Genomic DNA, 24,998 nt, shown 5'->3' on the forward strand with positions numbered 1-24,998 from the left:
ACAAGGTCGTCCTACATCCCTAAAATACTTCTGGCTGTGCGTTGAGAGCCAACAAGGGCAATGATAAGCAGAATGGCTTGGACAAAACTCCCAAACATGATGACGAGAACCTCACCATCTCCTGCTCCGTTTGCGACCGCAATTTTTCCAGCCGATTCAAAGAGCGGCATAAGGGATACAATCAAGAAGATGAGAATACCCTGGACACCATAGACCATAATATTTTTCAGGTAGCCAATGCCTACCCCACGCCACTCATCACTCAAGAAGGTTGGGAGAGTGATTGGGGCAAAGGGAAGCATGAGATAGAGCTGAATAAAACGAATGGTCACCATGAGATTAACCATAGCGGCACTAGCCATTCTAACCAGCCAAATCAAGAGGGCAAAAAAGGCAATAATCATTTTCCCGACGATACCAGACCCTTTTAGACCTGATAAGGTGTCATAAGTTTGACCACTTTGGGCAACTACGCCTGCAATTCGGGAGAGGGCATGGCCAGCTAAGCCCAAAATGGCTTCCACAATCACCGTGGTATTAGCCATCACTACACCAACCATAATAAAACTAACGATCATCGGGGCAATGGCCTCAATGGTCATGGCGCCACCAGAGCTGGCAATCTTCTTGGCTAATTTTGAAAACTCCAAGATTAAGATAAGGGCTAAGATAGCCACGCCAATCGGACGCATGACCTGCTCAGTGACGGCTGTCATGTAAGACCAGACGGTTGGGTTATAGTCTGATAGGGATTTGACCAAATCAGCGGTCGATTCCAAGTCTAAGGAGAAGCCCTCAAAGAGGTTATCTGAGGAGACTTTTTCTGAGACCAGAAAAACTAGCTGAGGGAAATTCTTATTCATCACATTGCTGGTCTCCTTCTTAAATGGTAATCTGGGTCACAAAGGCCCCAGCAGCTCCGACCATCACCCCACCAACAATCTCTAAGATGGCATTTCGGACACCTGGTCCACCATCTTTGATGTTAGTTGCGAGGTTAATGACCCCAATCACGACAAGAAAGGCTCCTGTCGCTACCAGCCCTTTTTGAAGCAGGGACATAGCCTGGGCAAACATGGAGCTGGCATCAACCCCATAGGTTAGGTTTGGTAGTTTTTGTATCATCTGTTTTCCTCATTTCTGTTTTAGTGTTGCGGTAAAGCGAGGGTCTTGACTCAGGTTTCGCACTCGGTGTCCCCTTAAATCAAGCGGTGGTTCTCCTGTCAAGGCAAGGTCTGGCTCCCACCACCAGTCGTCCCCTTCCTCATCTGCCAAATACTGCCAGTTGGGGTGCTTAAAGGGGTCATACTTCTTGGCATAGAAGGCAGGGGTATTGGCAATTCTGACCAAGCAATCCCCTCGATCCATGTTTCCCACTTCGTCTGGTGTCATCAGGTCACGGGCAATCTTTTGATGGCTAAGAGAACCAGACCCTGTTTGGCCAAAGGACCGACTGGTGTTTCTGACATCAATAGTTTGTTTCCCTAAGAGAGCCGACATAAACTTAAAGGTCTCCTCATCATTCCCACCAAGATAGAGCAGGCTGTCACAGTTACCCAAGATGGTCTTCCAGGCATCTTTTTCTTTGTAGAGGCCTTGAAGCTGGGCAATGTTTTGTAGGATAGGGACAAGGCTGATATTTCGGGAGCGAACGGTGGAGGTCAATTCCGCAAAATCTGGAATCTCGCCGACGTTCGCAAACTCGTCCAGATAAGCCCGCACGTGAATAGGAAGCTTGCCCTTAAAGTCCACATCAGCTTGTCTGGTCAAGGTGGAAAAGACCGTTGAGAAAAAGAGGGCTGACAAGAAGCGAAAGGTGGAATCATTGTCAGGAATAACTAAGTAGACCATCGTTTTTTGGATCCCCCAACTTTTGATGTCCATGGTATCAGTTTTTGTCAAATCAATGACCGACTGGATATTGAAGAGGGCAAATTTAGCAGTTGTGACTGCAATGACTGAATCCAAGGTCTTGTCCTTGTAGTTTTGAAAATCCGCCCAGTTTCGCATAGTAAAGTTTTCAGTCCCATAGGTCTTTGCGTAGCGCTCAAACATGACCTCTAGGACACTCTTCTCAGCCCCGTCCGCCTTATGAAGAAGCTTAATCAACTTGGAAATTTCCGCAAAAGAGGGATAACGCCCTCGTTTACGACTGTTCTCTAAGTCTTGTTTCTCCCTAGTATGTAGAGCTTTTCTCTCTTTTTTTGACAAACGATCCTCTTCAATCAGCTGTTCTCTAGTTTTAGGTGGATTGTAAAAATCAACCAGGTAAGAAGCAATGGCTCTCACCAAGGTCATCGACGCCTCATCCCAGAAGGGATCGCTGCGTGACCCATTTCCCTTGGTGTTATTGAAGTACACCGTCAGCATACGGTTCAAATCATTCTCGGTTTCCACATAGCGAAAGGGATTGAAGCCATTGCTGGTCATCATGGATACCAAGTCTAAAATCTTTATCTGGTAGCCTACTTTCAGGAAGAACTTTCCTGTCTTTTGAGGCAGATGGTCCTTGGGGTCAACCACAATATTGGAACAGTTAGCTTGAATCAGATTGGGCTTGACAAAGCGAAAAGTCTTGCCTGCACCTGAACCACCGATAACAACCAAGTTTTTATTGCGGTCAAACTTAGGTCGCTTCTTCTCCAGAAGGGTAAGGCGAACGGTCTTAGCCAGTATGGTATCTGAAAAGGGATTTTTACTTGCGAAGGCCTGACTCTCTTGTTTTATACCAAAGCGAGCTGACCCATATTCCTGCCCCTCTCGGTAAACCTTGGCTCCTGAAGTCGTGTAGAGGTAGATCAAGCCCATCGCACCAAGACCAAACAGAAACCAAAGGCTAGAGCGAAAAGTAAAGTGAAAATTCCAAGGCTTATCAGAAAAAACATTTTGACCTTCCATCAAGAGATAAGCCCACCTATCAAAGACAGGCAGATGGCTCATCTCATCATAGAGGAGGCTCAGACGATGGCAGACATAGCCTAGAGCTAGCCCCATCATGACAAAAACAATTATTCTTGCTTTAGACATCACAGCACCATCTCTTTCGTTTTGACGCTAGACTCATCACTCAGGACAATATCTTCCTTGGCTAAAGCAATTTCCTCATCTAAGGTCTTGTCCGTCACCAAGCCCTTGAGCTTGTCTGCATCATTGACCAGTTCTTTTAGGAGGGTGTCTAGGTGGGTATCCAGCAAGGATCTGTCCTTGGTGTAAAAATAGAGGTAGTCATCTTGAAAAGCGATCGCCAAAGGCAAATTGTCCTTAGCCAACAGCTCTTTTAACTTCTCGACATCCACGGGCTTATCTAAGAGTTCTGTTTTTAAGTCAATGCCATCAATGGCAAACGGGGTCTTGACCAAATCTGCCAGAGTTTGAAGGCCAATTTTATAGGCTGTTTCTTGATGAAGGCCACGTTTGACAGACCAGTCCAGAATCTTAAGCAGGGTTCTCAGCGTTAAGAGACTACTTCGCTCTAAATACTGAAAGGCTTGGCGTTCCTGTTGTTCACTCGACATAGCTGCTCCTTCCGTTGTGGGATAGGCTTATCTTAAACCAGTCCCCTCGCCTTTTTTATCACAGAAAAGTAGTTAGTAGCACCAAGCCATTCCACACCAGATGGAGACCTGTCGCCCCTAATAGGTCCGTCTGTTGTCGCATGACCCCCAAGCCCAATCCTAAACAGCCGTAAACTAGCCAACTGCCTAAGCTATCTGGTTGATGAGCCAAGGCAAAAACAAGACTGGTTACCAGTAAGGATTGGTAAGGCTTTGGAAAGAGTGACCAGAGGTATCCACGGTAAACCAATTCTTCAACCAGACTAGCATTGGTTAAAAAGAGGATAAAGATAGCCAAAGGGAGCTGGCTTTGTACAGATATAAGGCTCGTTTGATTGGTGGAAGTGACTGGCCATAGAATCCCGACAAGGACTGACAGCAGAAACATAGAGCCTAGACAAGTCACCAACCAAACAAACCGAACTTGAACAGATATAGACCGTGGAAACTTCTTTAAGAGCCAGATTAGACTCGCCAAGTAAAGGAGCTGACAAACAAGGACTTCCCACAAGAATAGCTGGTCTCCTAAATACAGAGATACTAAAATAGTATTCACATACTGGTAGAGATAGAGAGCAAAAATGTTCCAAATTCTAGCGTCTAAATAGGTCTTCATAGTCCACCTCCAAGACCAGCACAATTTTTTCCACCCACTTAGTCTGAGGCATTTGACAGGTGGACTTGTAGTGCCTGATTTTCTGATAGAGCCGATTGAACTCGCTGGGGTACTGGTAACTGCCCGCAAACATCTGCCGTGTCAACTCAGCCCAGCTCATCTCTTTTTCTGCCAAGAGAAGGGCAAGGTTTTCCCAAAATAATTCTGCCATAGCCCCTCCTACACGCTTAAGAAGGTTTTAAGAGCTCGCCGCTCCTTCTCTTTCCGTTCACGAGGAAGAAAGGATCGCAAGTCTTCTAGGGTTACATCAGGATAGACATGCCCCTTATCGACGATCAGCGGTAAACGAAGACTTCTTGCCCGATGATCCCAGATGATGTCAAGAAATCGGGAAAAAGGGAGATTATCCCTGCGTTTGTATATCAAACAGGTTGGGGTCAGAAAGTCAAAGCAGTCTGGAGATAGCCGCATCCATTCCAGTAGGTCTTCTTTCTTCAGTTGCTCAAAGTCCACCAGCTCATATGCAATGCCATAAGCATCTAGGGTCTCAATCAAAGACTGGTGTCGGTCTTGGTTTTTGCTTAGATAGAGTCGCATGTGACACCCTCCTTGACCTTAGTTAGATCTTCCATCACAAACCCACCAAGGATTCTGGTCATATTGACAGGAACCCTGCCCTCACTAAAGCATTTCACTGTTACTAGGCTAGTCAGGATACCGTCCTTGCCTTGATGGGTGTAATTCTGCCCATAGGCTCTGAAGGCCAAATCCCCAGTGTCTGTCAAGAAGCTGTCCACTCCGTTTTTGATGTCCCTCTCCTCCAAAAATTCAAAAACCCGATGGAGATTGGATTCGTAAAAGAGGGGGAGGTTCATCTCCTTGTGGTAGTCATCCTCAAAGGTCACAATCATTTCGCAATCATAGTTGGGCAAGGTAAGGAGCCTTTCTGTCAGTCGCTCCACCTCTGCTTGATGAATAGCCTCATCCAACTCTGAACAGGTTCTTATGGATTCTTTATGTAGTAATTTCATGGTTCTCCTCCAATTTCTTTAATTCTCGTGCGATAACAGCGATAACAGGAACTGAGACACTGTTTCCAGCCTGCTTATAGAGTTGGCTCTTGCTTGAAACCGCTTCTGCTCGTTCAAATACCCAATCTGGAAAGCCTTGTAGGCGAAAGCATTCTCTAGGTGTGAGTTTTCGGATTCTCAGACGATAAAGTTTATCTCCCACCAAAAATCCTGTCACCTCAAACCATTTGTCCTTGCGATATTCCAGAGCCGCGACAACGACTCCTTGTTGGGAACTGGTCGTAAGGGTATTGGCGATTTGTTTTCCCACCCGTCCACGTTTTGAATTAGACTTTGGATAGGACAGGTTGACCGAATCACCCAACTCTGCCTGGGCAAAACCTTGTTTGGTCGCCTCACGGATTTTTAAGTGTGGCGCTTCGTGACGTAACAAGACTTTTGGAATCTTATCCCCACCCTGCATGGTGGTGAGGGTCGGGGAAAGACCTTCTGTATGATAAACTCGTCCTGCTTGATCAAAGCTAGTCGGCAAATTTCCAGCCACTAGTACCCCATGCCTGTCTTGAGCCGTTAGGGTAAACATGTGGTCTTGATTATCCTTGAACCGTCTGCCATTCTGCCGCTTATTAAGTCTGTCAGGTGATAGAACGGGTATGGCAATCTTGGCACCCTCCCCCTTATTTACGGTTAAGGTTGGCGACAGTCCCGTTGATAGATAGACCTCCCCACTCATCCCCTTTCCAGATGGATTGACATTACCTAGTCGGTCAAGATGAGCTGGGCTACCTTGTCCTCTGAGAGGAAATATTGGTCGGAAACCTCGCTTTCGAGAATGTCCGATAAGAAAGACCCGCTCCCTGTTTTGGGGAAGGCCAAAATCTTTACTGTTAAGCACCTGCCATTCGACATGATACCCCAGTTCATCCAGCGTGGTGAGGATTGTGGCGAACGTCCGTCCCTGGTCGTGACTGAGTAGCCCCTTGACGTTTTCAAAAAATAGATAAGGTGGTTGGATTTCCTTGGCACATCGAGCAAGCTCAAAGAAGAGAGTCCCTCTAGTGTCCTCAAATCCCAGTCGTCTGCCTGCGAGAGAAAAGGCTTGGCAAGGAAAGCCCCCACAGAGGACGTCCACTTGTCCTCGGAGTTGCCTGAGTTGGTCATCGGTGATAGCTGTAATGTCATGGTATTCTAATTCTCCTGTCGTGTCGTGAATGGCTTGGTAGCTTTGTCTGGCGAAACGGTCAATCTCGCAAAATCCGATGCAGGTATGACCCTGGCTTTCCATGCCTAAACGAAAGCCTCCAATCCCTGCAAAGCAATCAAAAAAATTCATCTGTTTCTCCTTTCAGGTATCAAAAAAAGACCTTACTTCTCGTAAAGCCTTGGTTAGATATGGTCGTTCATTTCTGGAGCATTTTTGAACTCAATAGCTAATGCGATGAGCGACAATATCCACATGCCTAGCAAAATTTTCCACCACATGGTTCTCACCTCCTTTCCTGTTCTTGTCGACGTTCCTTATTCCACTCTGCCAGAATGCCATTGAAGACATACTCCGCTATGGCCTCTGTCGTTCTGGCAAATCTCATGTTCTCCAAAGCATACTGATACCTAGTCTCAAAATGCCTCATAACAAATTCTGCACTTGTCTTAGAAAACTTCTCACGAATCAGCTGGTCATAGACCAATTGGTAAATATAATCCTTGTCATAGGTGGTTGGCTTATCCACTTTACGAGTGAGCCCTTTTTCCTCCTCGTCCTCTGAAAGACAATCACTCTCCTTAGCCTCACTATGTTCAGTCTCATTATCTTCAGTCTCACTAGTGGCTGAAATTAAGACGGGGCCCGTCTGATTTTGAGACTGGCCCCGTGTTTTTTTAACACCACCCCCGTCTGAATTTAAGACGGGGGTAAGTTCATGTTCTAACTCACCCAGATAAATCTTGTTTGCGAGCCGTCCTTTTTCACTGGATGACTGTTGGACTTCCTCAATAAGTCCAAAATCTCTCAAGGATTTTTTGATGGACAGGAGTTTGGACTTAGAACACCCTAACAAATCCATCAATTTTGAGTTAGAGTAAATCAAGTAGATAAAACCTTGCTCATCTATCCAGCCCTTACTCAACGATAACTCCAGTCGATCTTTCAAAACAGCATAGGCAACCTTAACCTCCAGCTTCATGTCCTTGTATCGATCACTCTCAAATAAGAGCTTTGGAAGTTTGTAATACCTCTCGGATGTCTGATATTGGTTTGCACTAATGCGTTTCATGATTGTCCTCCAACAATTTGATTTCTAGTTGACCCCCTGTTTTGACGGTAACCAGGCCACTCATTTCTAATTCTTTCAGTATTTCTGTCGCTTTTGGTAGTGTTACTCCCATCGTAAGCATGAGGAAGCCAACGACACCAAGGCGAGTTGATTCTGCAAGTTCCACTATTTTCCTCCCTGTAAAATAAAAAAGGCAAGAACACTCTAAATTGTTCTTGCCTAAGCAATTATATTTTCTAAATGTGATAATATCCTCCTTAGGAACAGATTGTAGAACGCTCAAATCCTTGATTTAACAGCGTTTTAAGCACCTGTCATTATTATGACACAATCCCCACCTGGATAAACTAACCCAGGCCAATCAGGGTCTTTACGGTTTTGCACCAAGACCTTGGTCCCATCTGTCACCATACACATGTTGGTCAATACGACATTTTCCGTTTTTGGCATACAATCCTCCTCAATCAAACACCGTTTCCCAGTGTTCCGCTTGATAAGCCTCATAACAGAGGGCAATCTGTGCTGCTGTGGTCTTATTGACCGAAAGATTTGGCAAGTCATCTAGGGCAAAGTAGCCGCTGGCTAGAGTCTCGTTATTCGGCTCAAAAGCTCCTCCCAATACTCGGCAAAGGAAAAAGAGCTTGGTGACATGATGGGCTGAACGACTGGGTTGGTGTTTGTGCTTGTCAAGCACCGCAACCAATCGGTAGGCGACTACATCTAGCCCTGCTTCCTCTTTGGCTTCCCTGTTCGTGTTGTCCATAGGTGACTGATCCACATCGCACCAGCCCCCCTCCCGGCAAGCTCCATAACCCATCTGCTTCCTGCACCAGCAAGATTTTCCCCTCTTGGAAAATGGCTGCGCGGGTATCAAGCTTGGGGTCTGGTAGCCTGTCTCGCTGGCAAAAAGATCCCTTACCACCTTTAACGGTTGACCAGATGGCTCAACCAGCATCTCTGCTGCCATCTGACGGATTTCCTCAAACCGTTCCTTGTCAAAAGCGTTGGTTGTATAAGCCAGACCGTTTTGCGCGAGCGACTGCAAACGCGTTGCCCAGCTTAACCACTTGTCCTCACTGGCCATCACGCACCTCCCAGTCTATCATAGCTTGGGCATGGAGCTGATCGCCAACCTGTATCTCATGGCGACTGGTCAAGTTCGCCATCTCAAAACACTCTGTCACATGACCTTTAGGAGCAATTTCCTTGATAAACTTGAGTTGGATCCGTTTTGGACGATGTGCCATCAAAAAGTCATAGCCCAGTACCTCGTAGCACCAGTCCAAATACCTGCCATTGTTGACATGTCCATTCATGTCGATGTCAAAGTAACGAACAGGGAAACTCTGGCTATCTGGAGTCGTCAAACTTGGGCATTTTGCCATCTTAGGCAAGCGCTTGACCTGCTCCGACCCATAGGGTGCAATCAAGTTCTCTGGCACAGCCGATAAGCGGCGTGTCTGAAAATCAATCAAGACAAAGTAACAATCAATGCTGAGCAGCTCTGCCATTTCCCCATCAAGAATGCGAAAGCGCCGATGACAGATGAACTTATCATAGGCAACGGCCTCTGTCTCGATGGTAACGGTGTCAGCGTAGCGTGGCAGGCGGTTGATGGTCAGCTGGTAGTCGGTGACCACCCAGACCAAGCCATACTGCTCAAAAACTGCCACATCACTACGACCAATGGCTGCTGACTGACGCCCCGACACCCCCAAGCAATAGGAAATGAACTTGGACAAGACAATCTCCTGCTGGACATCGGTCATATCAAAGGGAATGGTTAGGTGTTCGCTATAAATCTGTGCCATCTAGTCCTCCTTGTCTAAAATAAAGCGTTCTGCTACGGTATCACCCAGAAAGAGCCCTTTCTGGGTCATGCGCAGATGGTCACCATCTAGTTGAACCAGTCCTTCCATCTGCAAGTCACGGACCACCTGACCGTAGATGGTTTCAAAACTAGTCTCAAACTTACGCTCGAAACGAGAAATGGAGACGCCAGTTTTTTTACGCAATCCGAGGAAAAATTCCTCCTCCATCTGCTCGGTTTTGGTTAAGACCTCCTCTGACAGTCTAGCGTTACCCTCAGCCACAGCTTTCAAATAATGCTGAATGGGACCTCGATTACGGTAACGGATACCGTCCAAATAGCCAGACGCTCCAGCCCCACAACCGAAGTACTCATCATTGTCCCAGTAGACCAGATTGTGTTTGCTCTCAAAACCAGGCTTGGCAAAATTGGCAATCTCGTAATGGTCAAAGCCTGCCTTCTTCAGTTCTGATAAAATATAATCAAACATCTCTGCTTCGGTATCCTCAGTCGGTAGATTGAGCTTGCCACGACGCATTTTGTTCATAAAGACAGTGTGGTGCTCCAGTATCAAGCTGTAAAGACTGAGGTGAGGGATGTCCAATGCCAAAGCCTTGGCCACATTTTCCTTGACATCGTCTAGGGTCTGACCAGGCAGGGCATAAATCAAATCAATGGAGATGTTGTCAAAATCAGCACCTTTCAGGGCATCAATACTTTCATAAATCTGGGCTTCATTATGGCTACGACCGATTTTTTTCAGGTGCTTGTTGTTGAAGGTCTGAACGCCCAAAGAGACCCGATTAACTGCCGAATGTTTCAGCACAGCGATTTTATCCGCATCCAAGTCACCAGGATTAGCCTCAATGGTAAATTCCTCCAGCATGGACAAGTCCAAGTGCTTGGTCAGCTCCGTCAAAACATAGTCCAGCTGCTGAGCAGTGATAGCTGTCGGTGTACCACCACCCATATAGAGGGTGCGGAGACGCTTGATGTCGTAACTCTCAAACTCACGCACAAGAACCCGCAGATAGTCGTCCACAGGCTGATTCTGGATAAACACCTTAGAAAAGTCACAGTAATAACAAATCTGAGTACAAAAAGGGATATGCACATAGGCAGACGTCGGTTTGTTCATTTTTTTATTGTACCACTTTTTTGGAAAAATCGCAGAGCTAAATTCTCAACTCACTGAAGAGCTGATAGGAAAAAGAGAAGGGACGTGAAACAAAAATCGGTAATTCTTTAGAATGCGATTGTCCCTCACCTCCCTAATTTTAGGATTCAGGCTGAAACAGTCTATTGGACTATTTTTGACACTTGCGCCGCAAGTGTCATTTCCTGATTAAAAAGGTCTCCCTGACCTTTTTAGCCCACTTCCGCATCGCTCAAATAGTCAGAGAAGTGACTGATTAACGTTTGAAATTTGAGGCTGGAACAAAAATCCCAGCCTCATTTTTGAATTACTCCAACCCAATCTCCGCACGTACAACATCAGCGATGGTATCCACATAGTAGTTCACCAACTCATCAGTCGGCGCCTCCGCCATGACACGAAGCAGGGGCTCAGTCCCACTCGGACGCACCAAAATCCGTCCATTGCCTGCCATTTCTTCTTCCATCTTGGTGATAATGGTGGCGATAGCAGGCACTTCCATCGCCTTGTTTTTCATACTATTATCCACACGGATATTAACCAATTTCTGCGGGAAAATATCAACTTGACTGGCTAATTCGGACAAGGATTTTCCTGTTTCAGCCATGATTTTAGTCAGCTGGATGGCAGTCAACTGTCCATCACCTGTGGTGTTATAATCCATGATAATGACATGTCCAGACTGCTCACCGCCCAAGTTATAACCACCGCGACGCATTTCTTCAACCACATAACGGTCACCAACAGCGGTCACCGCTTTGTCAATGCCTTCACGTTCCAAAGCCTTATGGAAACCAAGGTTACTCATCACGGTCGTCACAATGGTGTTTTGGGCTAACTGACCCTTCTCCGCTAGGTATTTCCCGATGATAAACATAATTTTATCACCATCTACAATATCGCCGTTTTCATCAACCGCAATCAAGCGATCGCTATCACCGTCAAAGGCAAGACCAATAGCAGAGCCTGTCTCACGAACCGTTTGCTGAAGCTTTTCTGGGTGAGTTGAGCCGACACCATCATTGATGTTAAGCCCATCAGGCTGATCACCAATAACAGTGATCTCCGCATTTAAGTCAAGGAAAATCGAACGAGCCGATGAGTAGGCTGCCCCGTGGGCGGCATCCAAGGTCACCTTCATACCAGCCAAATCGGCTCCAGTAGAAACCAAGAATTTCTCGTACTTGCGCAAGCCCTCTGGATAAGCCACTAAGGTCCCGAGACCCTCAGCTGACGGTCGTGGGAGGCCATCGTTTGGAGTGTCCAAGAGTGCTTCAATTTCAAGCTCCGTTTCATCAGCCAGTTTGAAACCGTCTGACCCAAAGAACTTGATACCATTGTCTTGAGCAGGGTTATGACTGGCTGAAATCATGATACCAGCGCTAGCATTTTCCGTCTGAACCAGATAAGACACTCCCGGCGTGGCTAAGACGCCCAGCTGGTAAACCTCGATACCAACTGAAAGAAGCCCAGCCACCAAAGCAGCCTCCAACATCTCCCCTGAGATACGGGTATCACGTGCGACAAAGACCTTTGGTTGCCCTTCTTCGTGCTGACTGAGGACATAGCCACCAAAGCGACCTAGTTTGAAGGCCAGTTCTGGTGTCAATTCAACGTTTGCTTCTCCACGAACTCCATCCGTTCCAAAATATTTTACCATTTTTCTTATGCGGTAACCCGCTTCTCACTTTCTTTTTGTTTTTTGTTTCCTAACTTATGCCATATTTGTTATGGAAAGGTTTGATAACTACTTTTTGGTCACTTTCAGTTTAACGTCGATAACTTCTGGCGTTACTTTGACCCCTTCAGCAGATAAGGTTAAGGTTTTTCGCGTATCTTTCTTGATATCAGAAATATCAATCGTTACTAAAACGCGATCTGTCTCATCTAAGGCTTCCTGACTACCTGAGATAATCACCTCACTGAACCCTAATTCATAATTGATATGAGACAGACTACTATCCAGTTGCCCAGTTAGCTCAACAACCAAAGGAACTGTTTTGGTTAATTTTCGCAAATTAACTGTTAATTCCGCTTTCGCAGGGGTGATGATTGCCGGTAAAACTGAGCCTTGCTCAGAAACAGCTTGCAAGGTGACCGATTCTTTAACTTGGTCTTTTGATAGGCTTGTCTCATCAGGCAAGCTAGCAATCACACGAGCAATCTGACCAATTGTGTTTTCATCACTGGTGACTGCAACATCAGAAACATCCAGACTAGCTGACTCGTATACATACCCTGGCATCACCCGTTCCTCATTAACCACTGCTTCGACAGGGAAATTTTTTGTCACCCGTTTACCGAGCGTAACAGTCATGGTTGCTGGTCGAACTTCAGCGGTCACATCGCTGGGTAAATCCCTCACATCCAAGCTCACTTTAGTGGTGCCTTCAGTCAGTTTGGTTAAATCAGCAACAACCTTAAATTGCCGTGTATCTGGGTTGATTTCAGAATCTAATTTGACACGATTGGTCGATGCCAAATAAACTTCTGCTTCGTAGGAGTAGCCGCTGATAAAATACTCATCGCTATTGTATTTAATATCAATCGGAACATTTTCTAAAGTATGCGTGTAGGTCTCAGTTAACAGATTGATACGATTGCTGCTGCCATTATAGGCAACTATTTTTGCAGTTAAAAATAATAGCAGAGCAAAAACCAAGGAAACAACTGCCAGGCCAGAACGTTTTAGAGTAAACCAATTTCTCATTTCATCGCCCTCCCTTGATAACTGTCGTCCAGAAATTAGTGGTTTCTGGTGGTGTAACTAATTTTTCGCGGAGCACATCTCCCAACTCTTCCCAGGTCATATCATGCGTAAAGACATCCTTGTAGGTGAGGGATATGCCTCCTGTTTCCTCTGATACTACGACGGTCATCGCATCTGAGACCTCAGATAGACCAATCGCTGCTCTGTGCCTGGTTCCAAATTCTTTAGCAATGTAAGAGGAATCAGACAAGGGCAGGTAGGATGATGCAGAAGCAATCTTATTTTCTCTAATAATCACAGCCCCATCATGAAGCGGTGTATTGGGAATAAAAATGTTGATCAAGATCTGACTGGAAATATCTGCATCTAAAGAAATGCCTGTTGCAATATATTCTTGCAAGGTTTGGGTGCGCTCAATCACTATCAAGCCACCAATACGTCTGGGCGCCATGTACTTGACAGCACTGATGACAGCCGTCACTAAATTTTCCTCATGGCTAACTGTCTGTTGTTTAAGCAGGGATTGAGGGGTTCTGCCAAATTTTTCAAGAAAGCTCCTAATCTCAGGAGCAAAAATGACAACACCCGCAATCACACCGTAGGTCGTCACCTGATTCATCAGATAAGTAATCGTTGTCAAATCCAACAATTCCGCGACAAATCGCAAAAGAATAAAAAGACCGACACCCTGAACCAGCGACATAATTTTTGTGCCAGCTAAAGCTCTAATAAATCGATAAATCAACCAAGTGACCAAAAAAAGGTCAACAAGGTTAATAATAATTTCCCACGGGCTGGCAAACAAACTTTCTAATAATTGTTGATCTATCAAACCATTCCCCCCGTCCATCTTCTGTTGTTTCATTATACCATAACCGAAACAAAAAAACCAGCTGGGCTGGCTTGTCATCGCGACAGAAGAATAAGAAAAGGCACTGGCAACTATACATCTGTTACAAGTGCTTTTCAAAGATTTTCAGAACATCAATTTTCGAGACATTGTTGCGTTCATCTAGCTGTCATGACTTTTTTAGATGGGCTTAAAATCTACTAAGTTGAGAACTAGCACCTTAACGCACTTCCATAATCACAGGCAAAATAGATGGGCGACGTTTGGTCTGATCGTAAAGATACTTGCTTAATTTGTCACGAACCAAGTTTTTCAACTCACTCCAGTCAAAATCTGGTTGACTTAAATAAGCCTCAACGGTCTGGTTAACGAGCTCCGCACTGTCATAGAGAATGTCTTTGTTCTTTTTCACATAAACAAAGCCACGCGTATGGAATTTTGCCTTAGAAATAATCTTTTTCTGGCGTTTGTTAATGGTCATGGCAACGATGAAAATACCTTCTTCAGAGAGGATCTGGCGATCGCGGAGGACAACACTTCCCAAATCACCCATGGCATTGCCATCAATCATCACATCACCAGAAGGAACGGAACCTTCGTGCAAGAAACCTTCTTCTCCTAAAACCATACGGTTGCCCTTTTTCATGATGTAGATATGCTCTGGCAAATGACCGATATCCATGGCTAAGTCTGCATGTGCAGACAGTTCACGGTATTCCCCTTGAACGGGAAAGAGGTAGGTCGGTTTTAGCAAGTTAATCAAGAGTTGCAAATCTCGTGCATTAGCATGACCAGATACGCGCATGTGCTTAGCAATGGACTTAACAGAACCGCCTGCCTTGTAAATAAGGTTAGCCACTCTTGCCACCATAGCTTCCTTAGCAACTGACGGTGTAGTCACGATATAAACCAAATCGCCATCTTTAATATTGACATAACGGTGACGACCCTGCGCCATCTTACTCAAAGAGTTTATCGGCTCACCCATGCGACCATTTTCAAGGATAATCAGTTCATGGTCCTCATAGTTCGCCATATCTGCCACTTTGATAATCAAACGCTCATCAGCTAAAGAGAGCTTTTTCAACCGAATCCCTGTGCGAATAATGTTTTCCACATCATAGCCTGTCAAGACGACACGGCGACCGTTGCTGGCGGCAGCATCAAAGACCTGCTGGATACGAGACAAGTTGCTCGCTACAGCAGCCACAATAATTCTGCCTTCCCAATTGCTAATGACCCGATTGATTTCAGCGCCAACTTCTGATTCACTGGCAATTTGAACCTTGCTTTCAGCATTGGCAGAATCTGCCAAGAGAGCCAAAACGCCCTCACGACCAATCTCTGCCAAGCGGGCAAAATCAGTCTGGTAAAGCGGGCTTGCCGCTTGGTCAAATTTAAAGTCCCCTGTGTAGACAATATTGCCTTTAGGCGTTGACAAAACAATTCCCAGGCTCTCTGGAATAGAGTGAGTTGTCTTGAAAAAGGATACCGTACTATCGCCAAACTCAATTTCTGTCTCTGCATTGACCACATGATAATCTTCAAAGCGCTTAAAGAGATTAGCATTTTTCACAAAGAGTTTGGCTAATTCAATGGTCAATTCTGACCCAAAAACAGGCACCTTGATATGCTGGAGCACATACGGCAGGGCTCCGATAGCATCCGCATGACCGTGGGTGAGGAAAATCCCTTGGACACGCTTTTTGTTCTCAATCAAATAGTCCAGGTTAGGAATCACAACATCAACACCTAACTGCTCACTTTCAGGGTACTTAACACCTGTATCAAGGATAAAAATCGACCCACGGATTTCCACCACATAAAAATTCTTTCCGATTTCACGGACACCACCCAAGGCGATGATATTAACTGCTGTCACACTATTCTCCTTTATCATTTTGCTAAATACTTGAAGATCGAGTTTGTTTTAATCAGACCAACAAGCCTCGACCACTTCTTCAGACAAACGGTCCTTAATCAGCTGTGCTAGCATTAAGTCGATTTACTGTCGCGCAAACAAAAAGTTGCATACATGGTTAGTATACAACTTTTCACAAATTATTTCAAATCCTAAATCATCTGAGATTGCCTAGGTAATGCTTCGCGCGGTCTCTGAGCGACCTTCTCCAATAGAAAAAACATACTTGTGCCCTTGTGTCAAGCTGTGGTAGAAACCAACTCCCTCATAAAGCTGGAAAACTTCGATGTCTTCCTGCTTCTCATGATTTGGGTAAACATAATTAACATAAGGATTGCCAGCAAGTAAATCGTAAAGTCGGTCAGGACCAACTGGTCGTACCTTTCCCTCTATACGAATGACCTGAATCAAATAGTCTTCTTGGCTCATCGCCGTGACAGCCACATTTGGATTTGTCGCCACCTGCTTGAAAAACTTGGTCTCAGGGCTTGTCATAAAGAAAATGCCTTGTTCATTTGCCACACCGATGTGAAAATGTCTGGCATGTGGCATGCCTGACTCGTCCACAGTCGCAAATACAGCGACCCCCATGTCTTCTAAAATGCCTAAAATGTCTTTGACGTCCATTGATATCCACCCTTTGCAATCGTTTTCTAAATCGATTATACCATATTTCAGGTATTTTAGGAAGTATTTCACAAAAAAGTTATCCCTGTGACGTCTTATCTAACATTACGGCCAGTCCTGAAACCAGGCATCACCAGTCAACTCATTCCATTTATAATAGACAGCTTCACAAGAAAAGGTGTAAGCAACATAATACCGCCAATCAATGTCACACAGTAGCGGAGCTGTTCTGTTGGCCCTATCAAACTCAAAGCAAAGCACTTCAAACCGCTTAGAAGTAAGAGCCTCTAAGCTCGGTGAAAAATCCTCTGCACCATAGACCTCTCTGACTTGTACCAGTTCATAAGACTGCAAGACAACCTCTGCTAGTCCTGTTGTTTGGTGCCTGTGTGTCGGATTTAAAGAGTGGCTGGCTAAAATATCAATCCCCTGTTCAAAAGACAAGGTCAGTTCTCGCCCAAATTCTACGGCTGTGATAAAACAATCATGCAAGGTCAGTTGAGCTTCTTGGGTAACAAAGCGATACATGACTAATCCCCCATTTCCTCACTCAACTGCTCCCACTCCTCCATGAGTAACAGCTGCTGCTCATCTAGGCTCTCCAGCTCTTTTTGGAGGTCGGTCAGTTGGCCGATGTCGTTGGTGGTCAGCATGGCTTGGTTAATCTCTGCTTGGCGGGTTTCTAGGGTTTCTAGCTGGTTTTCAATCTCGTCGATTCGGCGGGCTAGTTTGCGGCGTTCTTTTTGGTCTGCCTTTTGGGACTGGTAATCGCTAGCGCCAGCCGATGGCGTATCAGTTGGGCTAGCTGCTGTCAGCTGGTCAGCTTGATGTCTAGCTTCCTGCTCTGCCTTTTTCTCCAGATAATAATCATAATCGCCCAGATAGAGGGTCGAGCCATCTGCTGAAATTTCAAGAACTTTGGTGGCGACACGGTTGATAAAGTAGCGGTCGTGGCTGACAAAGAGCAGGGTGCCATCAAAGTCAATCAGGGCGTTCTCCAGCACTTCCTTGCTGTCGATGTCCAAGTGGTTGGTCGGCTCATCGAGAACGAGGAAATTGTTGTTTTCCATGGATAGCTTGGCAAGGAGTAAGCGCGCTTTTTCACCGCCAGACAGCATAGCAACAGACTTTTTGACATCATCACCAGAGAAGAGAAAGGCCCCCAGACGGTTGCGGATGTCCACTTCTGGCGTACTCGGAAAGGCACTCCAGAGCTCCTCCAGCACGGTATTGGTACGGGTCAGGGCGGACTGGGTCTGGTCGTAGTAGCCGGTCTCAACATTGGCACCGTAAACTGCCTCACCCGCAATGAGGGGGAGTTGCCCGACCATCGACTTGATAAGGGTGGTCTTGCCGATACCGTTTGGTCCGACGATGGCGATCGCATCGTATTTTCGGACGTCTAGGGAAATGGGCTGCGCCAGCACCTGATGGTCATAGCCGATAGCGATGGCATCAGCCGTCAAGACGATGTTGCCAGAAGACTTGGCTGACTCGAAGGTCATATTGGCAGATTTTTGCCCAGCTTGGGGCTTGTCCAGTCGCTCCATCTTTTCCAGTTGCTTGCGTCTGGACTGGGCCCGCTTGGTGGTCGAGGCACGGACGATGTTGCGATTGATAAAGTCCTCTAGCTTAGCAATTTCCTTGGCCTGTTTCTCGTAGTTTTTGGCCTCGGTCTCTAGTTTTTGAGCCTTGAGTGCTATAAACTGAGAATAATTGCCCACGTAACGATCGAGGCTTTTTGGTGTCAAATCCAAGGTGATAGTGGCAACCTTGTCCAAGAAATAGCGGTCGTGACTGACAATGATAAGCGCACCTTGATAGTTTTTCAGGTAATTTTCCAGCCAAGCGATGGTCTCGATGTCCAAGTGGTTAGTCGGCTCATCCAAGACCAGCAAATCTGGCTTTTCAAGGAGCATCTTCGCTAGCGCCAAGCGGGTGTTCTGTCCGCCTGATAGTTCAGCGATGGGCATGTCCCACATGGACTGGTCAAACTTAAAGCCGTTGAGAATGCTTTTGATGTCCGCTTCGTAGGTAAAGCCACCACGACTGCGGAAGTCCTCCGACAGCTGGTCATAGTCTGCCATCAAGCGTTCAAAGGCAGCACCTGTCAGCTCTGCCATTTGCCCCTCCATAGCCCTCAAACGGCTCTCCATCTGCCGCAGGTCGTCAAACACCGCCACCATCTCAGCATAGATGGTCTTGTCCGACGAAAAGCGACTATCTTGTGCCAGATAAGACAGGGAAAGATCGCGTTTGGTGCTGATGGTGCCTGAGGTCGGCGTTTCCTCGCCAACCAGCATCTTGAGAAGAGTCGACTTGCCCGCTCCATTACGCCCGACCAGGGCAATGCGGTCACGCTCATCAACCTGCAAGGAAATATTTTCAAAAAGAGGACTGCCTGCAAAAGCACGTTCGAGTTTGGTAGCTTGTAAAATAATCATAGGTTTATTGTAGCATAAAAGAGCAGGTTTTTCATTGATCGATTGTTACTTCTGTTGACACGTCATCATAACCAACAAGTTTCTGCTCATATAGCATCCTGACTTTCGCTTTCCTCGATATCAAAAAAGAGGACCTCATCGTTTGTCCTCTTATATTAATCGCTTTGAGGCTAGGGCAAAATGCCCTGTCTCTCTAATCTTATTAAATATCTATACAAAGCCTAGTAATTTCATAGTTTTTTCAAGCTTTGGGTTATTCTGCTAGTTCTGTGTCATCCTTCTATCAGTGGGAATAGATGATCAGCCGATTACTCTGTCATGTCAGGCAAGTCGGTCATCAAGACTTTGAGTTTGAGAACGCGACCGTTTTTAACCTTGTCGTTGATAAGGGTAAGCTGCTTATCCTTTCTGGTTACTTGATAAGATTCCTTTTCCTCCTGAGTTGGGATACTACCGATACCCGCTAGATAAAAGCCTGCCATGGTATCAACATCATCACTCTCCAGCTCGGTCTTAAAGTGGTCGTTGAACTCGTTGATGGTCATTGTCCCTTCAACGATATAAGTATTTTCTGCAATCTCACGCACAGACTCCGCAGCTCGGTCAGTTTCATCATCAATCTCGCCGACAATCTCCTCAAGCAAGTCCTCAAGGGTAACAAGACCTGCCACTCCGCCGTACTCATCCAGCAAAATCGCCATCTGGCGTTGGCTGCTCCGCAATTCTCCAATCAAATCATCGACAAAGACCGTATCAGGGACAAAAAGAACATCCTGCATAATTCGACGAATATTGACCTGATCAAAACCCTCGTGAAAGGCAGCGTGTAGCAATTTTTTGATGTGGATTAGACCGATAACCTTGTCCTTGTCACCATCATAGACCGGGATACGGGAAAAATTTTCCTTGAGGATAGCACTGATAATAGCAGAGCTATCATCGTTAATATCCACCATGAAAGCATCCGTCCTAGGCACCATGACCTCTCTGGCCATCATCTCATCGAGCGAGAATACCCCTTGAAGCATCTCGATTTCTTCCGCATCAAGTGAGGTCTCATTCTTGGTCAAAATGTACTCAATCTCGTCTCTAGTCATCTGATCATCCGCATCATCAAAAGCCATAGGTGTCAGGCGACTGAGTAGGTTGGTTGATGCAGAAAGCAACCAAACAAAGGGACTAGCCAACTTTTCCAACAACAAAATCACTGGTACTGAGTAGATGGCTAGATTTTCCTTGAGATTCATGGCAATCCGCTTGGGATAGAGTTCCCCTAAAACGATGGAGATATAGGTCAAAAATGCTAGAGACAAGAGACTACCCGCCGTTTTTGCAGTAGCCGTATTGCCAAACCATGTCGCAATCTCAGCCCCCAGCGTGTCAGCCAGCTTAGCCCCTGACAGGAGGGTGATGAGGGTGATGCCCACCTGGATGGTCGAGAGAAAATTGTTAGGGTTCTCAAGCACGTTAACCAAGCGGATGTACTTCTTGTCGCCTTCTTCTGCTTTTTGCTCGACACGAGAACGATTGAGCGATACTAAGGCCATTTCCGTCGCAGAGAAAAAAGCATTAAAGAGGGTCAAGATAAGTAGTAAGATGAATTGTAACACGATGGTCTGACTGCCAGGGTCTTCCATGATGGTCTCCTTTTTTTACATTAGTCTATCCATTATAGCATATTTTTGGAAAAAACAAGCAGCTTTTAACTTTATTTTCTAGGCTTAAAGGGGAGGATAGCATCAAGAACCTGATGGGAAATTTCATCATCAGTCAACCAGCGGTTTTCTTTTTCGTGATAACCGAGGCGAATAATTTGTAAATCAGAGCGCTTCAACAACGCATCAGGGAGATTGTTGCTGCTCTTGCCTTGGACAAGATACCAGCCATTTCTAAAGGTTGGGAAATGTTCCAAGAAACGCTCAAGATGAGGATAATAGGGGCTGTGCAACCAGACTAAGAGACACGAAATGGTCACCCCTTTTTCTTGTAGAAAATTGCTTAGATTTTCAAAAGAGGCAGCCTTTGAAAAATCAAAAGGGAAAAAGACTGCGTGAGGGTAGACCTCAAATAAGTCATCATAACGGCCCTTGTCTCGGCTGCACAACAAAACAGCTGGTCGTAACATCCCAGAACCTCCGATAACAACGACGACCTCTTTAGTTAACATGGTTGAGCACCTCCAAAAACTGGTTTAATTCCCTTACCAACTGTTCTGGTTGGTCTTTGTTGACCTCGTGACCTGCTTCAGCTATCACCGCCATCTCTGCTTTTGGCATCAAGTTCTTCAGTTGCTTGGCTGTTCTAAGGTTAATCTTATCGCGCTCCCCACAGAGCAAGAGGACAGGCAAGGTCCTTGTTTGTAGAAAACCTGTCATATCCAGCTGAGCCAAGTCTCGATAAAAAGCCAGCAAATTCTCCTTATCCAAGCCTTGTTTTTCCAAAAGAGAAGCTGGCAAGAGCTTAAGCAAGCCAACCTGCACCTTATAGGCCCAATTCTTGGTAAATTGATACTGACCCGCAATGCTGACGACTGCTCGGAGCTGCGGCGCTGGGTCTTGCAATAAAGATAGCGCCAGCATGCCGCCCAAAGACAGCCCAATCACAACAACATCTTCCTCGCTCTCACGCACCGCCTGTCTGATCTGCTCTTGTAGGCTAGAAAAATGAGGTAATCTCCCATGATGAAATAAATTTAGGCTGACACAGTTATAACCCTTTAGCCCTATTATCACCTGCTCCCAAGCTCGGCTATCTTGCCCCACGCCGTGTAGAAAAATCAGTTTCATCACTCAATCCCCTCTCTTAATCCTTACTCGACAGATAAACCACTTCTGTCTGGGTGACAAAGCCCAGTTGCTCATAGAGTTTTTTAGCACCGTCATTGTCCTTATCAACGGCAATTTGTAGCTCGATATCACCCGCATGGTAACGGTCGTTGATGATAGTCTTCACCAGCTGACTACCGATACCCTGACCGCGATAGGCAAGATCAACAGCAAGACCGTAAAGGTAAGTCAGGCTAGAGCTGATGTCCACCGTACAAGTGCCAATCACTCGATCAGCTAGGCGGGCAACATACAGGAGACTGTTCTGATCTTCCAAGGCTTCTGACACATAGGTCAGACTGAGCTCTAGCAGCGTCTCAAACACGCGCGCTTTCAGCTCAGCAATATCCTGCACCTCCTCTGGTCTAGCCAGCGAGAGAGACACCTCAAGGGGCAGCTCTGCCATGTCCATAGGCAAGCACGCCCGTCCCAAAAAGTACTCACTATCGTCATCAATGACCAGTCCCCAAGCGGACAGGAGACCTGGATTTGCCTCAATAAAGGCACGCTCCGCAATAAAGGAAACCTCTGTCACACCATAGGAAGCTGTTTCCGTTAAAAACTTCTGATAGAGTTGCCGGGTAATGCCTTTCCTGCGGTGCTCTGGCGCAACAAAGAGAGATAAATCCACTTCAGGTGTATCGGCATAGACCGTCAACAAACCAATTAAGTCATCCCCCTCGTAAGCCAAGAAAAATGCCGGCATGTCCGGGTTAAAATTAAGCTGATTAGACAAGTAGGGCTCTTTATAGGTCTTATCATGAGCCATGCAGTGGGCTAGAAAATCTTTTACCCGTTTGCCTTGTTCAATAGATAAGCAATTCGTACTGATAATATCCATAGAAGTACCTCCATGAGGTCTATTATACCAAAAAACCAGCCAAGAGGCTGGTCATCATCGCTGATTAAGCTGGAGCAACAACTTCTAGTGTTTCTCCGATTTCCGCTAATCTTGCTGCCCATTCTTCATGGGTCAATCCATGCTCTTCCACGTAGCGGTTGCGGGCATGAGCACGGCATTCTGCTGAACAGCCACGAACATATTTGTGTTCGTTCTCTTCAGACGTCAACATGTGACGGTTACAGAATGGGTTGGCACAATTAACATAACGTTCACATGGTGTGCCGTCAAACCAGTCCTTTCCAATGATTTTTGGATCAACATGGTTAATGTCTACGGCAATGCGCTCGTCAAAGACATACATCTTGCCATCCCACAGCTCGCCCTGAACCTCAGGATCCTTACCGTAAGTGGCGATACCACCGTGGAGCTGACCAACATCCTTGTAGCCCTCACGCACCATCCAGCCTGAGAATTTCTCACAGCGGACACCACCGGTACAGTAGACCACGACACGCTTGTCCATGAATTTTTCCTTGTTGTCCCGCACCCACTGTGGCAATTCGCGGAAGTTGCGGATATCTGGGCGAATGGCGCCACGGAAGTGACCGAGGTCGTACTCGTAGTCATTACGGGTATCCAAGACAACGGTATTTTCATCCAAAAGAGCTTCTTTGAACTCTTTCGGTGTCAGGTAGGCCCCTGTGGTTTCCAATGGGTTGATATCCGCATCGAAATCATTGTCCTCCAGCCCCAAGTGAACAATTTCCTTGCGGTAGCGAACAAACATCTTCTTAAAGGCTTGCTCCTCTTCGAGGTCAATCTTAAACCAGAGGTCAGCAAAGCGCTCATCGCTGTGCACCCAGTCCATGTATTTCTGAGTGGTTTCAAAATCTCCAGAAACGGTACCGTTGATGCCCTCTTCAGAAATCAAAATCCGCCCCTTGAGACCGATTGATTTACAAAAGTCCAAATGAGTCTGCACGTATTCTTTGGCATTCTCGATATGGACGTACTTATAGTAGAGTAATACTCTAATGTCCTTTGACATATGCTTCTCCCTATCTTTGCATGAGATAATTATGAATGCTTGTGCAATCACCTCGATTATAACAAAACCACGACTATTCTTCAAGAATACTGCTCAACTAGTGCTTGATGGTACTCTCTTTTTTTTAGTACAATAAAGGCAATCTAATAAGAAAATGAGGTTAAATGAGATGATTATTGGTGTACCAAAAGAAATCAAAAGCAATGAAAATCGTGTCGGTTTAACACCTGCTGGTGTCTTAGCTCTAAAACAGGCTGGTCACACTATCTGGGTTGAAACTGAAGCTGGAGCTGGTTCAGGGTTTTCTGACAATGATTATGCCCAGCAAGGGGCTATCATCAAAGAACACGCTGCAGAGGTGTGGGCAGCCCAGCTGGTTATCAAGGTCAAAGAGCCCTTAGAAAATGAATATCAATTCTTCCGCCCTGATTTATTGCTGTTTACCTACCTTCACCTCGCTCCTGCTCCTGGCTTAACTAAGGCTTTGCTAGATAGCGGCGTGACCGCCATCGCTTATGAGACCGTTGTCAAGGATGGTACTCTGCCCCTGCTTAACCCCATGAGTGAGGTCGCTGGACGATTAGCAGTGCAGATGGGGGCTTATTTCCAAACCAAACTCCAAGGTGGTGCAGGTATTCTCTTGGGAGGTGTTCCGGGAGTTAAAAAAGGAAAGGTTGTGATCATCGGTGGTGGTGTCGTTGGGACCAATGCTGCGCAGATGGCGCTAGGCTTGGGCGCTGATGTGACGATCTTAGATGTCTCTGCTAAGCGACTAGCAGAATTGGATGTTTTGTTTGACAAACGTATCCAAACCTTAATGTCTAATCCTCTTAACATCGCTGATAGTGTCAAGGAAGCCGACTTACTTATCGGAGCTGTGCTGATTCCAGGTGCACGGGCGCCTAAACTGGTAACTCGAGAGATGATTAGTTCGATGAAGGCAGGTTCTGTCGTTATTGACGTGGCTGTTGACCAAGGTGGCATTATTGAAACCGCGGATACCATTACCACCCATGACAAACCAACTTACGAGGTAGACGGGGTAATCCATTATGCTGTTGCTAACATGCCAGGTGCTGTGCCACGCACATCGACACTTGCCCTCACAAATGTGACCTTGCCTTATGCACTTGAGTTAGCCAATAAAGGTTTTGAACAAGCCGTTCGTGACAACTACGGTCTTCTCACAGGTTTAAACATCTATAAAGGGCAAGTCACCAACCAAGCTGTTTCGACGTCCCTAGGTCTCCCTTATGTGCCTTTTGAATAATAAAAAAGCAAACACGATT

Annotated in this window: 26 protein-coding genes and 2 pseudogenes; 1 reads left to right on the plus strand and 27 read right to left on the minus strand. The window is 46.0% G+C overall.

Annotated features, from left to right (window positions below):
* Positions 1-11 precede the first annotated feature (11 nt).
* The 27 genes and pseudogenes from ACERC8_RS00170 to ACERC8_RS00300 all read right to left on the minus strand — a co-directional run bounded on the left by ACERC8_RS00170 (position 12) and on the right by ACERC8_RS00300 (position 23,709).
* Positions 12-863, minus strand: a complete 852-nt coding sequence (locus ACERC8_RS00170) for a conjugal transfer protein TrbL (protein WP_373657873.1) — start codon at positions 861-863, stop codon at positions 12-14.
* Between the two features lie 19 nt (positions 864-882).
* The gene (locus ACERC8_RS00175) at positions 883-1,125 is read right to left on the minus strand and encodes a hypothetical protein (protein ID WP_029175065.1); all 243 of its coding nucleotides are present in this window, start codon (positions 1,123-1,125) and stop codon (positions 883-885) included.
* Between the two features lie 9 nt (positions 1,126-1,134).
* Positions 1,135-3,027 (minus strand): VirD4-like conjugal transfer protein, CD1115 family, encoded by a 1,893-nt coding sequence (locus tag ACERC8_RS00180; protein WP_373657874.1) that lies wholly within the window; start codon positions 3,025-3,027, stop codon positions 1,135-1,137.
* Complete coding sequence (locus tag ACERC8_RS00185; protein WP_373657875.1) at positions 3,027-3,515, minus strand: hypothetical protein; 489 nt, start codon at positions 3,513-3,515, stop codon at positions 3,027-3,029. The genes ACERC8_RS00180 and ACERC8_RS00185 overlap by 1 nt, the downstream gene beginning before the upstream one ends.
* A 58-nt stretch (positions 3,516-3,573) precedes the next feature.
* On the minus strand, positions 3,574-3,852 hold the full coding sequence (locus tag ACERC8_RS00190) for a lysostaphin resistance A-like protein (protein ID WP_373657876.1): 279 nt from the start codon (positions 3,850-3,852) through the stop codon (positions 3,574-3,576).
* Between the two features lie 295 nt (positions 3,853-4,147).
* Positions 4,148-4,381, minus strand: coding sequence for a hypothetical protein (locus ACERC8_RS00195; protein ID WP_029175061.1), 234 nt, complete (start codon positions 4,379-4,381; stop codon positions 4,148-4,150).
* A gap of 8 nt (positions 4,382-4,389) precedes the next feature.
* Complete coding sequence (locus tag ACERC8_RS00200) at positions 4,390-4,767, minus strand: hypothetical protein (protein WP_373657877.1); 378 nt, start codon at positions 4,765-4,767, stop codon at positions 4,390-4,392.
* Positions 4,752-5,201 (minus strand): hypothetical protein, encoded by a 450-nt coding sequence (locus ACERC8_RS00205; RefSeq protein WP_373657878.1) that lies wholly within the window; start codon positions 5,199-5,201, stop codon positions 4,752-4,754. Before ACERC8_RS00205 ends, ACERC8_RS00200 begins: the two co-directional genes overlap by 16 nt.
* A complete protein-coding gene (locus tag ACERC8_RS00210) occupies positions 5,185-6,534 on the minus strand; it encodes a DNA cytosine methyltransferase (RefSeq protein WP_373657879.1) in 1,350 nt (449 codons plus the stop codon). The genes ACERC8_RS00205 and ACERC8_RS00210 overlap by 17 nt, the downstream gene beginning before the upstream one ends.
* A gap of 153 nt (positions 6,535-6,687) precedes the next feature.
* A pseudogene (locus ACERC8_RS00215) lies at positions 6,688-7,474 on the minus strand (replication initiator protein A); the annotation flags it as partial.
* On the minus strand, positions 7,461-7,640 hold the full coding sequence (locus ACERC8_RS00220; RefSeq protein WP_373657880.1) for a hypothetical protein: 180 nt from the start codon (positions 7,638-7,640) through the stop codon (positions 7,461-7,463). The pseudogene ACERC8_RS00215 and the gene ACERC8_RS00220, both read right to left, overlap by 14 nt.
* A gap of 137 nt (positions 7,641-7,777) precedes the next feature.
* Complete coding sequence (locus ACERC8_RS00225; RefSeq protein ID WP_373657881.1) at positions 7,778-7,924, minus strand: DNA mismatch repair protein MutT; 147 nt, start codon at positions 7,922-7,924, stop codon at positions 7,778-7,780.
* Positions 7,925-7,934: 10 nt separating this feature from the next.
* Positions 7,935-8,558, minus strand: a pseudogene (locus ACERC8_RS00230) (NUDIX hydrolase N-terminal domain-containing protein).
* Positions 8,548-9,285, minus strand: a complete 738-nt coding sequence (locus ACERC8_RS00235; protein WP_373657882.1) for an acyl-ACP thioesterase domain-containing protein — start codon at positions 9,283-9,285, stop codon at positions 8,548-8,550. Before ACERC8_RS00235 ends, ACERC8_RS00230 begins: the two are co-directional and overlap by 11 nt.
* Positions 9,286-10,422 (minus strand): radical SAM family heme chaperone HemW, encoded by a 1,137-nt coding sequence (gene hemW, locus ACERC8_RS00240; RefSeq protein ID WP_373657883.1) that lies wholly within the window; start codon positions 10,420-10,422, stop codon positions 9,286-9,288. It lies immediately after the preceding gene.
* Between the two features lie 325 nt (positions 10,423-10,747).
* Entirely contained in the window at positions 10,748-12,100 is a 1,353-nt protein-coding gene (gene glmM / locus ACERC8_RS00245; protein ID WP_373657884.1) for a phosphoglucosamine mutase, read from the minus strand.
* Between the two features lie 87 nt (positions 12,101-12,187).
* A complete protein-coding gene (locus ACERC8_RS00250; RefSeq protein ID WP_373657885.1) occupies positions 12,188-13,150 on the minus strand; it encodes a YbbR-like domain-containing protein in 963 nt (320 codons plus the stop codon).
* A gap of 1 nt (position 13,151) precedes the next feature.
* Positions 13,152-14,015 (minus strand): diadenylate cyclase CdaA, encoded by an 864-nt coding sequence (cdaA, locus tag ACERC8_RS00255; RefSeq protein ID WP_373657886.1) that lies wholly within the window; start codon positions 14,013-14,015, stop codon positions 13,152-13,154.
* Positions 14,016-14,220: 205 nt separating this feature from the next.
* Positions 14,221-15,882 (minus strand): ribonuclease J, encoded by a 1,662-nt coding sequence (locus tag ACERC8_RS00260; RefSeq protein ID WP_373657887.1) that lies wholly within the window; start codon positions 15,880-15,882, stop codon positions 14,221-14,223.
* Between the two features lie 210 nt (positions 15,883-16,092).
* Positions 16,093-16,548: a pyridoxamine 5'-phosphate oxidase family protein gene (locus tag ACERC8_RS00265; RefSeq protein ID WP_373657888.1), complete on the minus strand. Its 456-nt coding sequence runs from the start codon at positions 16,546-16,548 to the stop codon at positions 16,093-16,095.
* A gap of 105 nt (positions 16,549-16,653) precedes the next feature.
* Positions 16,654-17,076 (minus strand): hypothetical protein, encoded by a 423-nt coding sequence (locus ACERC8_RS00270; RefSeq protein ID WP_373657889.1) that lies wholly within the window; start codon positions 17,074-17,076, stop codon positions 16,654-16,656.
* A 2-nt stretch (positions 17,077-17,078) separates the two neighbouring features.
* On the minus strand, positions 17,079-18,992 hold the full coding sequence (locus ACERC8_RS00275; protein ID WP_373657890.1) for an ABC-F family ATP-binding cassette domain-containing protein: 1,914 nt from the start codon (positions 18,990-18,992) through the stop codon (positions 17,079-17,081).
* A 308-nt stretch (positions 18,993-19,300) separates the two neighbouring features.
* Entirely contained in the window at positions 19,301-20,629 is a 1,329-nt protein-coding gene (locus ACERC8_RS00280; protein ID WP_373657891.1) for a hemolysin family protein, read from the minus strand.
* Between the two features lie 71 nt (positions 20,630-20,700).
* Positions 20,701-21,159 carry a hypothetical protein gene (locus ACERC8_RS00285; protein WP_373657892.1) on the minus strand — a complete coding sequence of 153 codons (459 nt, stop codon included), beginning with the start codon at positions 21,157-21,159 and terminating at the stop codon, positions 20,701-20,703.
* A complete protein-coding gene (locus ACERC8_RS00290) occupies positions 21,149-21,778 on the minus strand; it encodes an alpha/beta fold hydrolase (RefSeq protein WP_373657893.1) in 630 nt (209 codons plus the stop codon). The genes ACERC8_RS00285 and ACERC8_RS00290 overlap by 11 nt, the downstream gene beginning before the upstream one ends.
* Before the next feature lie 16 nt (positions 21,779-21,794).
* On the minus strand, positions 21,795-22,658 hold the full coding sequence (locus tag ACERC8_RS00295; RefSeq protein WP_373657894.1) for a GNAT family N-acetyltransferase: 864 nt from the start codon (positions 22,656-22,658) through the stop codon (positions 21,795-21,797).
* A gap of 64 nt (positions 22,659-22,722) precedes the next feature.
* Positions 22,723-23,709, minus strand: coding sequence for a rhodanese-related sulfurtransferase (locus tag ACERC8_RS00300; protein WP_373657895.1), 987 nt, complete (start codon positions 23,707-23,709; stop codon positions 22,723-22,725).
* A gap of 169 nt (positions 23,710-23,878) precedes the next feature.
* Between ACERC8_RS00300 and ald the strand changes: the two genes are divergently transcribed.
* Positions 23,879-24,979, plus strand: coding sequence for an alanine dehydrogenase (gene ald / locus ACERC8_RS00305; RefSeq protein ID WP_373657933.1), 1,101 nt, complete (start codon positions 23,879-23,881; stop codon positions 24,977-24,979).
* The last annotated feature ends 19 nt before the right edge of the window (positions 24,980-24,998 follow it).

Origin of the sequence: Streptococcus sp. E29BA, assembly GCF_041807805.1 — a bacterium.
Classification (GTDB): Bacteria; Bacillota; Bacilli; order Lactobacillales; family Streptococcaceae; genus Streptococcus; species Streptococcus entericus.

Bases quoted from the DNA above. Each gene is read 5' to 3' on its own strand.
- ACERC8_RS00290 (WP_373657893.1), bottom strand. From the start codon at position 21,778: ATGAAACTGATTTTTCTACACGGCGTGGGGCAAGATAGCCGAGCTTGG.
- ald (WP_373657933.1), top strand. From the start codon at position 23,879: ATGATTATTGGTGTACCAAAAGAAATCAAAAGCAATGAAAATCGTGTC.
- ACERC8_RS00270 (WP_373657889.1), bottom strand. From the start codon at position 17,076: ATGTATCGCTTTGTTACCCAAGAAGCTCAACTGACCTTGCATGATTGT.
- ACERC8_RS00285 (WP_373657892.1), bottom strand. From the start codon at position 21,159: ATGTTAACTAAAGAGGTCGTCGTTGTTATCGGAGGTTCTGGGATGTTA.
- ACERC8_RS00250 (WP_373657885.1), bottom strand. From the start codon at position 13,150: ATGAGAAATTGGTTTACTCTAAAACGTTCTGGCCTGGCAGTTGTTTCC.
- ACERC8_RS00175 (WP_029175065.1), bottom strand. From the start codon at position 1,125: ATGATACAAAAACTACCAAACCTAACCTATGGGGTTGATGCCAGCTCC.
- ACERC8_RS00235 (WP_373657882.1), bottom strand. From the start codon at position 9,285: ATGGCACAGATTTATAGCGAACACCTAACCATTCCCTTTGATATGACC.
- ACERC8_RS00295 (WP_373657894.1), bottom strand. From the start codon at position 22,658: ATGGATATTATCAGTACGAATTGCTTATCTATTGAACAAGGCAAACGG.
- ACERC8_RS00180 (WP_373657874.1), bottom strand. From the start codon at position 3,027: ATGTCTAAAGCAAGAATAATTGTTTTTGTCATGATGGGGCTAGCTCTA.
- ACERC8_RS00195 (WP_029175061.1), bottom strand. From the start codon at position 4,381: ATGGCAGAATTATTTTGGGAAAACCTTGCCCTTCTCTTGGCAGAAAAA.
- ACERC8_RS00225 (WP_373657881.1), bottom strand. From the start codon at position 7,924: ATGCCAAAAACGGAAAATGTCGTATTGACCAACATGTGTATGGTGACA.
- cdaA (WP_373657886.1), bottom strand. From the start codon at position 14,015: ATGAAACAACAGAAGATGGACGGGGGGAATGGTTTGATAGATCAACAA.
- ACERC8_RS00200 (WP_373657877.1), bottom strand. From the start codon at position 4,767: ATGCGACTCTATCTAAGCAAAAACCAAGACCGACACCAGTCTTTGATT.
- ACERC8_RS00185 (WP_373657875.1), bottom strand. From the start codon at position 3,515: ATGTCGAGTGAACAACAGGAACGCCAAGCCTTTCAGTATTTAGAGCGA.
- ACERC8_RS00210 (WP_373657879.1), bottom strand. From the start codon at position 6,534: ATGAATTTTTTTGATTGCTTTGCAGGGATTGGAGGCTTTCGTTTAGGC.
- ACERC8_RS00265 (WP_373657888.1), bottom strand. From the start codon at position 16,548: ATGGACGTCAAAGACATTTTAGGCATTTTAGAAGACATGGGGGTCGCT.
- hemW (WP_373657883.1), bottom strand. From the start codon at position 10,422: ATGAACAAACCGACGTCTGCCTATGTGCATATCCCTTTTTGTACTCAG.
- ACERC8_RS00275 (WP_373657890.1), bottom strand. From the start codon at position 18,992: ATGATTATTTTACAAGCTACCAAACTCGAACGTGCTTTTGCAGGCAGT.
- ACERC8_RS00300 (WP_373657895.1), bottom strand. From the start codon at position 23,709: ATGTCAAAGGACATTAGAGTATTACTCTACTATAAGTACGTCCATATC.
- ACERC8_RS00280 (WP_373657891.1), bottom strand. From the start codon at position 20,629: ATGGAAGACCCTGGCAGTCAGACCATCGTGTTACAATTCATCTTACTA.
- ACERC8_RS00205 (WP_373657878.1), bottom strand. From the start codon at position 5,201: ATGAAATTACTACATAAAGAATCCATAAGAACCTGTTCAGAGTTGGAT.
- ACERC8_RS00170 (WP_373657873.1), bottom strand. From the start codon at position 863: ATGAATAAGAATTTCCCTCAGCTAGTTTTTCTGGTCTCAGAAAAAGTC.
- glmM (WP_373657884.1), bottom strand. From the start codon at position 12,100: ATGGTAAAATATTTTGGAACGGATGGAGTTCGTGGAGAAGCAAACGTT.